Annotated in this window: 9 protein-coding genes; 5 read left to right on the top strand and 4 right to left on the bottom strand. The window is 61.8% G+C overall.

Annotated elements, in window-relative coordinates:
- Positions 1-144: 144 nt before the first annotated feature.
- The 3 genes from QCBJ_RS03080 to QCBJ_RS03070 all read right to left on the bottom strand — a co-directional run bounded on the left by QCBJ_RS03080 (position 145) and on the right by QCBJ_RS03070 (position 6258).
- Complete coding sequence (locus QCBJ_RS03080; RefSeq protein ID WP_102060112.1) at positions 145-3816, bottom strand: translocation/assembly module TamB domain-containing protein; 3672 nt, start codon at positions 3814-3816, stop codon at positions 145-147.
- Positions 3816-5543 carry an autotransporter assembly complex family protein gene (locus tag QCBJ_RS03075; protein ID WP_102060111.1) on the bottom strand — a complete coding sequence of 576 codons (1728 nt, stop codon included), beginning with the start codon at positions 5541-5543 and terminating at the stop codon, positions 3816-3818. Before QCBJ_RS03075 ends, QCBJ_RS03080 begins: the two co-directional genes overlap by 1 nt.
- 64 nt (positions 5544-5607) lie before the next feature.
- Positions 5608-6258 (bottom strand): N-acetyltransferase, encoded by a 651-nt coding sequence (locus tag QCBJ_RS03070; RefSeq protein ID WP_012725002.1) that lies wholly within the window; start codon positions 6256-6258, stop codon positions 5608-5610.
- A gap of 168 nt (positions 6259-6426) precedes the next feature.
- Here QCBJ_RS03070 and xthA point away from each other — a divergent pair, with 168 nt between their 5' ends.
- Positions 6427-7239 (top strand): exodeoxyribonuclease III, encoded by an 813-nt coding sequence (xthA, locus tag QCBJ_RS03065; RefSeq protein WP_046035549.1) that lies wholly within the window; start codon positions 6427-6429, stop codon positions 7237-7239.
- A 137-nt stretch (positions 7240-7376) separates the two neighbouring features.
- The gene (locus QCBJ_RS03060) at positions 7377-8708 is read left to right on the top strand and encodes a substrate-binding domain-containing protein (RefSeq protein WP_102060110.1); all 1332 of its coding nucleotides are present in this window, start codon (positions 7377-7379) and stop codon (positions 8706-8708) included.
- A gap of 121 nt (positions 8709-8829) precedes the next feature.
- Here QCBJ_RS03060 and QCBJ_RS03055 read toward each other — a convergent pair whose 3' ends face one another.
- Positions 8830-10059, bottom strand: coding sequence for an acyl-CoA dehydrogenase (locus tag QCBJ_RS03055; RefSeq protein WP_102060109.1), 1230 nt, complete (start codon positions 10057-10059; stop codon positions 8830-8832).
- A 151-nt stretch (positions 10060-10210) separates the two neighbouring features.
- On the opposite strand from QCBJ_RS03055, the gene QCBJ_RS03050 reads away from it, so the two are divergent.
- From QCBJ_RS03050 to QCBJ_RS03040, 3 genes are all read left to right on the top strand, one after another.
- Positions 10211-11146: a LysR family transcriptional regulator gene (locus QCBJ_RS03050; protein ID WP_012725006.1), complete on the top strand. Its 936-nt coding sequence runs from the start codon at positions 10211-10213 to the stop codon at positions 11144-11146.
- 208 nt (positions 11147-11354) lie between these two features.
- Positions 11355-11747, top strand: coding sequence for a MerR family DNA-binding transcriptional regulator (locus tag QCBJ_RS03045; RefSeq protein ID WP_012725007.1), 393 nt, complete (start codon positions 11355-11357; stop codon positions 11745-11747).
- Between the two features lie 16 nt (positions 11748-11763).
- Positions 11764-12663 carry a hydroxymethylglutaryl-CoA lyase gene (locus QCBJ_RS03040; protein WP_012725008.1) on the top strand — a complete coding sequence of 300 codons (900 nt, stop codon included), beginning with the start codon at positions 11764-11766 and terminating at the stop codon, positions 12661-12663.
- Positions 12664-12990 lie beyond the last annotated feature (327 nt).

Genomic DNA, 12990 nt, shown 5'->3' with positions numbered 1-12990 from the left:
CAGCAAATGTCAAATGGAATAATTAGCTTGCTTGCTAATGTGGAGGGGGCTTGCTCCCGATGGCGGTGTTTCAGTCGACTTCAACATGACTGACCCACCGCCATCGGGAGCAAGCCCCCTCCCACATGTTTAATCGCGTAAGCGTTAGAAATCGCGCTTGTAGAAGATATCCAGGGAGCTGGCCACGCCGCTTGCCACTTCCAGATACACCTTCTTGCTCAACAGGTAGCGCAAGGCAATCGTGCTGGCGGGCTCGAACACGCCCACGCCGTAACGCAGGCTGAGTTTCTCGGTGATCTTGCCGCTGGCCACCACGGCGGTGTTGTTACCGCTGCCCTGGGTGTCGAGGTCGAAGTCCTGGATACCCAACTTGTTGGCAAGGTCCGAGGTGACCCCGGCGCTGCCCATCAACCCCAGGCCCAATGCGGCTTGCGCCAGCATATTGTTATCTTCGCCGGTGCTGCTCAACGGACGCCCCAGCACCAGATACGACAGCGCCTGTTCCTGGCTCATGGCCGGTTCCGAGAAGATTTGCGTGGTGGGCTGCTCGGCACTGCCGCTCAGGCGGATACCGGCGACCACATCATCGGTCTTGCGGATCGCTTCGATGTCCAGGTACGGCTGGTCCAGGGGCCCGGCGAACAACAAGCGTGCTCGTCGCACATCCAGCCGCTGCCCGTAGGCACGGTAGCGGCCATCGTTGAGCCACAGCTCGCCACGGGTATCGAGGTTGTCGCCGATATGCACCTGGCCCTGCACCTTGGCAGTGAGGCCGAAGCCCGAGAAGTTGAGTTTGTCTTCACCCACCACCACGTCGATATCCATGGCCATCGCCATCGGCGGCTTGCCCTCCTCGGTCTGGCTGCCGATGATCACCGTGTCATCCGAGACTTTGACGGTGGACGGCGGCAGCTCACGCACGGTGATATCGCCACGCGGGATGTGCACTTTACCGGCCACCGCCAGCTTGTCGTTCTTCAGGCTGATTTTCAGGTCGGGCGCCACCTCCAGCACCGCGTACGGTTCAACCGTGACCGGCAGTTGCGAGCCTTGCAGGCTGAGGTCCACGACCAGCGCCTGGCCCCAGTCGATCTGGCCCTTGAGGCTGCCCTGCCCCGCCTTGCCGCTGCGCCAGCCACCGTTGAGCTGCACGCTTTCGCCCGCGATCAGCGCTTGCACATTCAAGCCTTCGAGGCTGATGGGCAGTTCCGGCCCGGCAATCTCGCCACCCACCAGGTTCACGTTGCCGTTGACCTGCGGTGCCAGCAAGCCACCGGAAATACGACCATTGCCATTGAGCTTGCCGCTGAGGGTTTCCACCATCGGTACAAACGGCCGCGCCACCGCCAAGTCCAGCCCGACGAGGCTGAAGTTGCCGGTGATCGGCTTGCTCTTCGGCAACGGGTTGATCTGCGCCTGCAGCATCAACTCACCGAGCTTGCCGCCACGGAAGTTCAGCTGCGTGTCGATGCGTTTAGGGTTGAGGGTGGTTTCCAGCTTCAGGGTGTCGTAAGGGAAATCCAGCCACTGGTCCTTGTCCTTGACGCGCAGGATGCCACCACTGGCGTCCACCGAGACCAGGCCTTTAGGGCCGCTGTCCGGCAGGTCCAGTTGCAGGTCGGCGTTGAGCTTGCCCTGCCAGGCAAAATCCTTGGGCAAGAACGCCGCCAGGCTGTCGATGGGGAATTGCTTGAGGTGGTAGCGCAGCTTCGGTTCCGGCATCAGGCGCTGGTCTTCGCCGCACAGGCTGGCGGGCCCGGACACCCAGCAGTGCGCGGCAAAAGTGAGCTTGCCATCGGCCAGGCGCTCGATCTTCGCCGGCGCCTGCAGCTTCCAGTCCTGCCCGCCGGCTTGTACATCACCGCTGGCCAAGCGCCCGCGCCAGTTGCCTTTATCGAGAGTGCCATCCAAGGCCAGGGCCAGCTTGACCAGCGGGCCGACCAAGTCCAGCTGGACCTTCTGCTGCTGGATATCGCCTTGGGCGCTGGCCGTCAGGTTACCAACCTGGGTGTCGCCGGACTGAATGCCGCTGCCCTTGAGGTCGATCTTGGCGCGCTGGGCATTGTCCAGGCTGGCATCGAGGGTGAGGCTTTGCAGGCGATTGTCGGCAAACGCCAGTTGCTGGCCCTTGAGGCCCAATTTGCCTTGGGGCGCCTTGAGGCTGCCGGCGACGTCGAGGCGGCCGTTGACCTGCCCGCGCAGTTGCGGCCACAACTGGGCCAGGCGCGCCAGCTTGATATCAATCTGCCCGGCCAAGCGTTGTTGCAGGCTGCCACTGCCGTTGATGCGGTTGTCGCCGAGGCGGATATCCAGGTTAGCCAACGTCCACTGCTCGCCCGCCCCGTCGGCCTTGGCCGCCAGCACCGCGGTTTGACCGCGCAGGCGGCCCTTGAGGTCGAGGTCGGCATTCAGCTTGAGTTGCTCGTTCTTGAACTCGCCTTTGCTGCGCAACGGCCCGGCCAGGGTGCCGGGCAATTCAGCCACCCAGTAAGCCGGGTTCAGCGCCGACAGGTCGAGGGCCGTGTCCCAGGCAATGCCGTCGGCGAATTGCAGGTTCAGGTGGCCTTCAGCCTTGCCTTGGCCAGCGGTGAGTTTCAGTTCAGGCAGGAAAATTTGTTTAAGGTCGCCACTGAACGGCGTGACCACATTGAACTTGCCCGCCGGGCCATCGAGGTCGGCCTTGAGGTTGCCCAAGTAGTTGCCGTCCTTGTAGGAGATCTCACCATTGAACGTACGCAGCGCGACTTGCGGCTCGTCGATCACCGGATAGAGGCGATGCCAGGGGAAATCCAGCCAATCGATCTTGGCCTCGGCGCTGAAGCCTTGCTGCCAATCGAGTTGGGCGGTCAGCTTAAGGCTTTGCTTGTCACCGGCATTCAGGTCCAGGCCGGCAATCTGCGCGCCCTTGGCGTCGACCTTGCCCTGCAGCAGCAAGTCCACCGGGCCCTTTTCCGCCGGCAGCACGGCCTTGCCCAGTAATTGGTAGCCGCTGTTCAAGTCGCCTTTGGCGGTGAGGTCGAGTTGATTGAGTTGCAAGGTGTCGGGCAGATCGGCGCTGGGCTTGAAGCCGTCGGCAGTGAGGTGCAATTGGGCCGGGAGGTTTTCCACCAGCGGTTGCAGCTCGCCGGTGAGCTTGGCCGGCAGGTAGCCGCTGCTGTCAGCATTGAGCTTGAGGGTCTTGAGCAGGTCGCCGTCGACGTTGAGAGCGACCTGCCACGGTGCGCCGCCCGGCGCGTAGGGCAGGCTCAGGTTACCGCTGGCGCTCAACGGCCAGTCGCCAATGGGTTGCAGCAGGCCGGCGAGGTCCAGCACCAGGCCATCGCGCTGCACATGCACCGAGTCGATCTGCAGGCCGGCGGCGGTCCAATGCGCCGCCAGTTGCAAGCCTTTGAGTTCTTCGCTGCCGTTAAACAGCAGGCTACCGACGCGAACGTCGCCCAGCTGGATGGCCAGCGGCAGTTTCAAGTCAGGCAGTGCGATCGGCCCGCTGCTTTCCTCGGTGCTTGGCGGGAATTGCAGGCTGACCTGTTCCACGTCCAAGCGGTCGATACACAAGGTCATGCGCAACAGGCACGCCGGCGACCAATCCCATTGGGGGGCCTGGAGTTCGACGCGACTGCTGTCCTGCTGCCACAACACATGGTCGGCGCTCCATTGGCCGCCCAGATGCCCCTGGAAATGCTCTACGCTCAACCCCGGTACACGCCCCAACGCCCAGCGGCTGCCCGCCTGAGTGCCCAGTACCGCCCACAGTGCCAGCAACAGCACCCCAAGGAGGGCCACCACGGCCAACCCTGCTATTTTCACACCACGCATCACAGCTCAGGCCCCATGGAAAAGTGCAATCGAACGCCGCCCGGATCTTCGAGGGCATGGGCCAGGTCAAGGCGGATCGGGCCGACCGGCGAAACCCAGCGGATACCCACGCCCACGCCGGTCTTGAGGCTGGGCATTTCCAGGGAATTGAAGGAATTGCCCTGGTCGATAAAGGTCGCGACCCGCCATTTCTCGGCGATGGAATACTGGTACTCGGCGCTCAGGGCCACCATGTAGCGGCCACCGATGCGGTCGCCACGGTCGTTCTCGGGTGACAGCGTCTGGTACTCGTAGCCGCGCACGCTCTGGTCGCCACCGGCAAAGAAGCGCAGCGACGGCGGCACCGACTTGTAGCCATTGGTGGCACTGCCGCCTACCTGGGCACGCGCCAGGAAGCGATGGTTGTCCCACAAGGTGGTCAGGCCTTTGACCATGGCCGTGCCGTAGAGCAGGTTGGTGTCGGAGCCCAAGCCCTCTTTCGCCACCTTGCTATCAAATTGCAGGCGATAGCCGTGGTGCGGGTCGATGCGGTTGTCACTGCGCAGGTAGGAATAGCTGATCCCCGGCATTACCAGGTTGCTCAGGCCGGAGTCACTACCCAGGCGATATTCTTCGCGCTGGTACTTGAGCGAGATCACTCGGGTCCAACCGCTGGGCAATTTGCTGTGCCACTCGGGGCCGAGGGTGAGCAATTTACTCAGGGTGTCGGTGTTGGCGATTTCTTCATTCTGATAGCCACCGGCGAAACGCAGCTTGTCGGTGAGCGGAGGGTCGAGCGGGATGTCATACCACAGGCCGACGTTCTGGCGTGGCGCCGACAGCTCGGCTTCCCAGCCATAGCTATGACCCTGGGGGTTGACCCAGTGCCGGGTCCAGTTGGCTTTGCCGCGTGGGCCGACGTCAGTGGAGAACCCCAGGCCCAGGCCCATGGTGCGCGGCTTGCGGGTCTCCAGGCGCACGGCGACCGGGATGATGTCGTTGGCCGAGGCGGCCGGGGCCGCGTCCACGCGCACGCCTTCGAAAAAACCGCTGGCTTGCAGGTTCTGGTTGAGTTCGGCGATCAGTTCGGAATCGTAGGGCGTGCCACTTTTGAACGGCACCATGCGTTGCAGCAGCTCTTCGTCAAACGGCGTATCGCCGGCGAAGCTGACCTTGCCCAGGGTGTAGCGCGGGCCGCTGTCGTAAACGAGTTCGATATCGGCGACACCCGCCTTCGGGTCCACCGCGAGTTGCTGTTGGGTGAAGCGCCCGCTGAAAAAGCCGTAGCGCGACGCCTGGTTCTGGATCAGACGCTTGGCGTCTTCGTAATGGCCGTGGTTGAGCACGGCGCCGGAGGTGAGGTCGTCGCTGACGGGCACGCGAAAGGCCTTGAGGTCGGCGGCAGGGCCGTCCACCCGAATGGTCACGTTACGCAGATGCACCGGCTCGCCGGGGTCGATGGTGAGGATCAGGCGCGGATTCTTGCCGCCCTTCACATCGCTTTCGATCTGTGGCTGATAGAAACCCAGCGCCTGGGCGGCCTTGCGCGCCTGCTCCTCGGCGCCGCGGCTGAACCGCAGCAAGGCCTCTTCATCACGATCGCCCACCCCGCCGATATAGCCTTCGATGTTGGCTTTCAACGCGTCGTTTGAGGGCTTGATCCGCACGTCCAATTCGCTCTGCGCCAAGGCGCCGCAGCTTGTGAACAGCAGAACCAAGCCGCTGGTAAATCTTCCTGGAAACTTCATAGGCGCGGATGCTACACGAGCTGGGGAGAAACTTAGAACTCAGACAATTCTGAAAAATTCTGTGCTAAACCGTTACGGCCTGTAAGGCCTGGGGGTTGGGATGGAAAAAAACGTGCTCCAGGATCGGTCCTACAGCGACCTCACCAATTTCCTCATAGCCCTGACGCTTATAGAAATCCAGGTAGCGTGAATTGCCCGTGTCGAGCACCACACCGGACGAATGCGGGTCTTCGGCGCACCAGTTGTGCACGGCCTCCAGCAACTGCTCGCCATAATGTTTGCCCTGGAATTGCGGGTGGATCCCCAGCAGCGGTAACACGTGCACCGACTCATTGGGCAGGCACGCCAGCACGGCGTGGTGGTAGTCGAGATAACGCCGGGTACCGCGCACACCCGTGCTCAACCACATGCGCAATTGCCAGGCCCAGCTCTCGGTGATGCCCAGGCGCCGTTGCGGTGGCGCGATCAGGGCGATGCCGATCAGCCGGTCGTTGACGAACAGGCCAATCGCCGGCAGTTTCTGAAAGAAATGCTGTTTGACCAACTCGCGCACGGTGGCCCGTACGCGCTGCTCGTAGCCCGGACGCTCGGCTTCGAAGATATAGGCAAAGGTCGGCTCATGACGATAGGCCTGATACAGCAGGGAACGGGCCTCGCGGGAATAGCCGCTGTTGAGCAGGCGAATTTCAGCAATGGCAATCGAAGTGTCCGGCATACAGTCAATCTCCCTGGGCGCCGCTCAGGAGGCGACGTTCTTATGGGTACGAACCCACGCAGCACGAGTCGTTCCCAGACATTAGCAGCGCATCTGCCCTACCGCCATGCTGGCCCCCGTCCGACTTGTCCGCTAGCATCGCCCTTTTGCCAGACTGGACTGCCGACCATGAAAATCGTCTCCTTCAATATCAACGGGCTGCGCGCCCGCCCTCATCAGCTGGCGGCGCTGATTGAAAAGCACCAGCCCGACGTGATCGGCCTGCAGGAAACCAAGGTCCACGATGACCAATTCCCCCTCGCCGAAGTACAAGCCCTGGGCTATCACGTGTACTACCACGGGCAGAAAGGCCACTACGGTGTAGCCCTGCTCTCGCGCCAGCCGGCGCTAAGCCTGCACAAAGGCTTTGCCAGTGACGAAGAAGACGCCCAGCGCCGGTTTATCTGGGGCACTTTCGCCGACGAACATGGCCAGCCAGTGACCATCATGAACGGCTATTTCCCACAAGGCGAAAGCCGCGACCACCCCACCAAATTCCCGGCCAAGCAGCGCTTTTACGAAGACCTGCAACAGTTGCTGGAAAGCCAGTTCAGCAATGACCAGGCGCTGGTGGTGATGGGCGACGTGAACATTTCCCCGGAAGACTGCGACATCGGCATCGGCGCCGACAACGCCAAGCGTTGGCTGAAAACCGGCAAGTGCAGCTTCCTGCCGGAAGAACGCGAATGGATGGCGCGCCTGAAAAACTGGGGCCTGGTGGACAGCTTCCGCCACTTGAACCCGGACGTGGCGGACCGCTTCAGCTGGTTCGACTACCGTAGCCGTGGGTTCGAAGATGAGCCCAAGCGCGGCCTGCGGATTGACGTGATCATGGCGTCCAATGGCCTGCTGCCGCGGGTCAAGGACGCCGGGGTGGACTACGACCTGCGCGGGTTGGAAAAGCCGTCGGACCATGCGCCGATCTGGCTGGAACTGAGCTGATCTCAGGACCGTACGCGGTCAAAATGTGGGAGGGGATTGCCCCTTCCCACATTTAGCCTTGCGGCGCGCCAGTCATATTTATGCAACCTGCCTGACTTATTCTCGCGGCACTCCCTTTGGCTTGAGAAGGTGCCGGCATGAGGCTGCGCGTTCTGTTCCTGCTGACCCTGTTTCCCGTCTTCGCTGTTTGCGCTCCCCTTCCCGTTCCCGACCAAGGCCCTGCACTGCGCATCCAGGGTTCCAATACCATTGGCGCTGCGTTGGGCCCGGCGCTGGTCAAGGGCTTGATGGAGCATCAGGGCCTGCAGGCAGTGCACACTGAACCGGCCGAAGGTGCCAATGAACAGCGCGTGATCGGCAAGACGCGTCAGGGCAAGACCGTGACCATTGAGGTCGCCGCCCACGGTTCCAGTACCGGTTTCACTGCGCTTAAAAAACTCTCTGCCGACCTGGCGGCCTCCTCCCGTCCGATCAAGGACAGTGAACTGGTCGATCTCGAACCCCTCGGCGACCTGAAAAGCCCTGAAGCCGAACAGGTGATCGCCATCGACGGCTTGGCCATCATCCTCCACCCGCAAAACCCGTTGAACACCCTGAATACCGAGCAACTGGCGCAGCTCTTCAATGGTGAGATCAGTACCTGGGAGACCGTGGGCGGCGTCGGCGGGCCGATTCATGTGTACGCGCGCGATGATCAGTCCGGCACCTACGACACGTTCAAGGACCTGGTACTGCGCCTGCGCGGCAAACCACTCGTGCCCTCCGCCAAGCGTTTCGAGTCCAGTGAGCAGTTGTCCGATGCGGTCAGCCAGGACCCGCAGGGCATCGGCTTTATCGGCTTGCCCTACGTGCGCCAGGCTAAGGCAGTGGCAATTGTGGACGGCGACTCACAACCGATGTTGCCGCTCAATAGCCTGATCGCCACCGAGGATTACCCGTTGTCCCGTCGGCTGTTCTTTTACCTGCCGCCGTCGGGGCACAACCCGTGGGCCAAGGCGCTGGTGGACTTTACCCAGAGCAGCAAGGGCCAGGCGATTGTCGCGGCGAGCGGGTTTATCGCCCAACAGGTGCAGGCGATGGACGTCGAACCGCGCGCCTCGATGCCCGAGGGCTATCAAACCATCGCCCGCGAGGCACAGCGCCTGACGGTGAATTTTCGTTTCGAAGAAGGCAGCGCCAGCCTCGACAACAAAGCACGCCAGGATTTGCAGCGGGTGGTGGCTTATATAAAAAGCCACGACAAGCTGGATAAGCAGGTGACGCTGGTGGGGTTTGGTGACGCGAAGAATGACCCGCAGCGCGCCGCGTTACTGTCCAAGCTCAGGGCGATGGCGGTGCGCCGGGAGCTGGTCAAGAGCGGTGTGGTACTGAGGGAGATTCGCGGGTTTGGCGCGCAGATGCCGGTGGCGGCGAATACGGCGGATGAGGGCCGGATCAAGAATCGGCGGGTGGAGGTGTGGGTTTACTGAGGACTGATGGATCTTCATTGCCTGATCCGGCCTCATCGGGGGCAAGCCCCCTCCCACATTTTGATCTGTGAACACATCCAAGTGTGGGAGGGGGCTTGCCCCCGATGCAGGCGACGCGCTGTTACTGCCCGCTGCGCATCAGCTCTTTAGGCACGTACTTGCCAATCTCGAACTTGCCGATCGCCGCCCGATGCACTTCGTCCGGGCCATCGGCCAAGCGCAGGGTGCGTTGCATGGCATACATGTAGGCCAGCGGGAAGTCGTTGGAAACCCCGGCTCCGCCATGGATCTGGATCGCGCGGTCGATCACCTTCAACGCTACGTTCGGCGCCACCACCTTGATCTGGGCGATTTCACTTTTCGCCACTTTGTTACCCACGGTGTCCATCATGTACGCCGCCTTCAGGGTCAGCAGGCGCGCCATGTCGATCTCCATCCGTGAGTCGGCGATCTTGTCGATATTGCCGCCCAGGCGGGCCAGCGGTTTGCCAAACGCGGTACGGCTGACGGAACGCTTGCACATCAATTCCAGTGCGCGCTCGGCCATGCCGATGGAACGCATGCAGTGGTGGATACGGCCAGGGCCCAGACGGCCTTGGGCGATTTCAAAGCCGCGGCCTTCGCCGAGCAGAACGTTCTCATAAGGCACGCGTACGTTGTCGAACAGCACTTCGGCGTGGCCGTGGGGGGCATCGTCGTAGCCGAACACCGGCAGGGGGCGCACGATTTTCACGCCAGGAGTGTCCACTGGCACCAGGATCATCGAATGCTGCTGGTGGCGCGGTGCATCGGGGTTGCTCAGGCCCATGAAGATCAGGATCTTGCAGCGCGGGTCGCAGGCGCCGGAGGTCCACCATTTTTTGCCGTTGATCACCCATTCGTCGCCCTTGCGTTCGGCGCGGGCGGCCATGTTGGTTGCGTCCGAGGACGCCACGTCCGGCTCGGTCATGGCGAACGCCGAGCGGATCTCGCCGCGCAGCAGCGGTTCCAGCCAGCGTTGTTTCTGCTCTTCGTTGGCGTAGCGCACCAGCACTTCCATGTTGCCGGTGTCGGGGGCGGAGCAGTTGAACGGCTCCGGGCCCAGCAGGGAGCGGCCCATGATTTCGGCGAGTGGCGCATATTCAAGGTTGGTCAGCCCGGCGCCCAATTCGGATTCCGGCAGGAACAGGTTCCACAGGCCTTCAGCTTTGGCCTTGGCTTTCAGCTCTTCCATGATTGCGGTGGGCTGCCAGCGGTCGCCTTCGCTGACTTGGCGCTCGAACACCGGCTCGGCCGGGTAAACGTAAGCATCCATGAACGCAGTGACGCGTTCACGCAGTTCCTGAACCTTGGGCGAATAGGCGAAATCCATGAGCAGCTCCCTTCTCTGAGAGGTTGTTTAGGTCATGCAATCGATGCTAGAACAGCGTTGATAATTTACCTAGCCTATTCTCGGCGTGTATTAACATTCATCACCGATATATGATCGACGTATGGCCACCTAACAATAAGAGCGCTACGCAATGAATCTGAGCAAGGTCGACCTCAACCTGTTTATCGTCTTTGACGCGATCTACACCGAAGCCAACCTGACCCGCGCCGGGCAGATTGTCGGCATCACCCAGCCGGCGGTGTCCAACGCGCTAGCCCGTCTGCGTGAGACCTTCAACGATCCGCTGTTCGTGCGTACCGCCCAAGGCATGGTGCCCACGCCGATGGCGCAGAACATCATCGGCCCGGTGCGCAATGCGTTGTCGTTGCTGCGGGTGTCGGTACAGGAAAGCCGCATTTTCAACCCACAGCAGGCGGCCAAGACCTACCGCATCAGCATGACCGACCTCACCGAGGCGGTGATCCTGCCGCTGCTGTTTCAGCGCCTGCGCCGCTTGGCGCCCACCGTGGTGATCGAGAGTTTCCTGTCCAAACGCCGCGAGACCACCAAGGAACTCGCCGCCGGGCGCCTGGACTTCGCCGTGGATGCGCCGTTGAACACCGATCCGCAGGTGCGCCACGTCAAGCTGATGGAAGACCGCTACGTGTGCGCCATGCGCAAGGGCCATCCCATGGCCGGTAAGGACAAACTGACCCTGGATGACTACCTGTCGCTGACCCATATCCATATCTCCAGCCGCCGCAACGGCTTGGGCCACGTCGACCTGGCCTTGGGCAAGATGGGCATCCAGCGCAAAATTGCCCTGCGCTCCCAGCATTACCTGATGGCTTCACAAGTGTTGCAGCAGACCGACATGGTCATGACCGTGCCCGAACGCTTCGCCCGCCGCCACGAACTGCACTGGTTCAACCTGCCGGTCAACGATGTGCCGCCGGTGGAAACCCACCTGTACTGGCACGAAAGCACCGACCAGGACCCGGCCAACCGCTGGATGCGCGAGCAGATGATTGAGTTGTGCCAGCAGGTCACGGCGCACGAAAAGAAACTGGACGGCAAACAACCCTAACTTGTAGTGAGCGGGCTTGCCCCGCGCTGGGTGGCGAAGCCGCCCTAGAAAAGACACCACCGAGTCCCAGATAAACCCAGGTCGCCTGGTTTGGGGCGGCTTCGCCGCCCAGCGCGGGGCAAGCCCACTCACTACAAGAGCGCGACCCTTGACGTTAACGTCAAGCAGCCATTAGCTTAGCGCCCAAGACATCTTCTCGGGCACTACCATGAGCACGACCTACAGCATCTCCGACCTCGCCCGCGAGCTCGACATCACCACGCGCGCCATTCGCTTCTATGAAGAACAAGGGCTGCTGGCCCCGGAACGCCGGGGCCAGGAGCGTATCTACTCGGCCCGCGACAAGGTCAGCCTCAAGCTGATCCTGCGCGGCAAACGCATCGGCTTTTCCCTGGCGGAATGCCGCGAGCTGATCGAACTCTACGACCCCGCCAGCGGCAACCATGTGCAACTCAACAGCATGCTGGCAAAAATCGCCGAGCGCCGTGAGCAGTTGGAACAGCAACTGCTGGATATCGAACAGATGAAGCTGGAACTGGACACCGCCGAAGAGCGCTGCACCCAAGCCCTGGCCACCACCCTGCGCCAGGCCGGCCATTGATCAGAAGGTAACTGCCATGTCCCTCCCCTCACACGTACGCTTGGTGGAAGTCGGCCCGCGCGACGGCCTGCAGAACGAAGCCCAACCTATCAGCGTGGCGGACAAAGTCCGGTTGGTGGACGCACTCAGCGCTGCCGGCTTGAGCTATATCGAAGTCGGCAGTTTCGTCTCGCCCAAGTGGGTGCCGCAGATGGCCGGCTCGGCCGAGGTATTCGCGCAGATCCAGCGCAGGCCCGGCGTGACCTACGGTGCCCTGGCGCCGAACCTGCGCGGTTTCGAGGACGCATTGGCAGCAGGCGTGAAGGAAGTGGCGGTGTTTGCGGCCGCGTCCGAGGCGTTTTCCCAGCGCAATATCAACTGTTCCATCAGCGAAAGCCTGGAACGCTTTGCGCCGATCATGGCGGCGGCCAGGCAGCACGGAATCAGCGTGCGAGGTTATGTGTCGTGCGTGCTGGGCTGCCCGTATGAAGGCGAGATTGCGCCGGCGCAAGTGGCGGCGGTCGCGCGGGAGTTGTATGCCATGGGCTGCTATGAAGTGTCCCTGGGCGACACCATCGGCACCGGCACGGCGGGCGCCACGCGGCGGCTGTTCGAGGTGGTCGGCGCGCAGGTGCCACGAGACAAGCTGGCGGGGCACTTCCACGATACGTATGGCCAGGCTATCGCGAATATCTACGCCAGCCTGCTGGAGGGCATCGCGGTGTTCGACAGCTCTATCGCGGGCCTCGGCGGCTGCCCCTACGCCAAGGGCGCCAGCGGTAACGTCGCCACCGAAGATGTGCTGTACCTGCTCAACGGCCTGGGCATCGAGACCGGAATCGACCTGCAGGCATTGATTGGCGCGGGCCAGCAAATCAGCAACGTGTTGGGCCGACCCACCGGGTCACGCGTGGCCAAGGCGCGTAACACCGGTTGAGTAGCGTAGCCGTGACAATGTGTTACCGCACGTCTACACATCGAGTAACACGGGAACATATTTTGTCGTATTTGCCGCAGGACATTTCCCATCAAAAAATCAAGCCATTGATTTTAAAGGCTTTTTAAAAGTTGGCACGGCTTCTGCTATCTCTATGGCATAACAAGAATAAAAAGCACCAAGCCTAATAAAAATAAGACGAAACGACTCTGACATAACAAAAACAACACGGCAGAGACGCAGCTAACAGATTTTTTTGGAGAAGATGTGCTTCGCAGGGTACGGCGTGCCGAAACCCGCAACCGGTTAGAGAAAAATAAAACTACC

Origin of the sequence: Pseudomonas sp. QC2 (assembly GCF_002859085.1) — a bacterium.
Taxonomy (GTDB): domain Bacteria; phylum Pseudomonadota; class Gammaproteobacteria; order Pseudomonadales; family Pseudomonadaceae; genus Aquipseudomonas; species Aquipseudomonas petroselini.
Note: the sequence above shows the minus strand (reverse complement) of the source record. Positions and strands in the feature narration are given on the sequence as shown.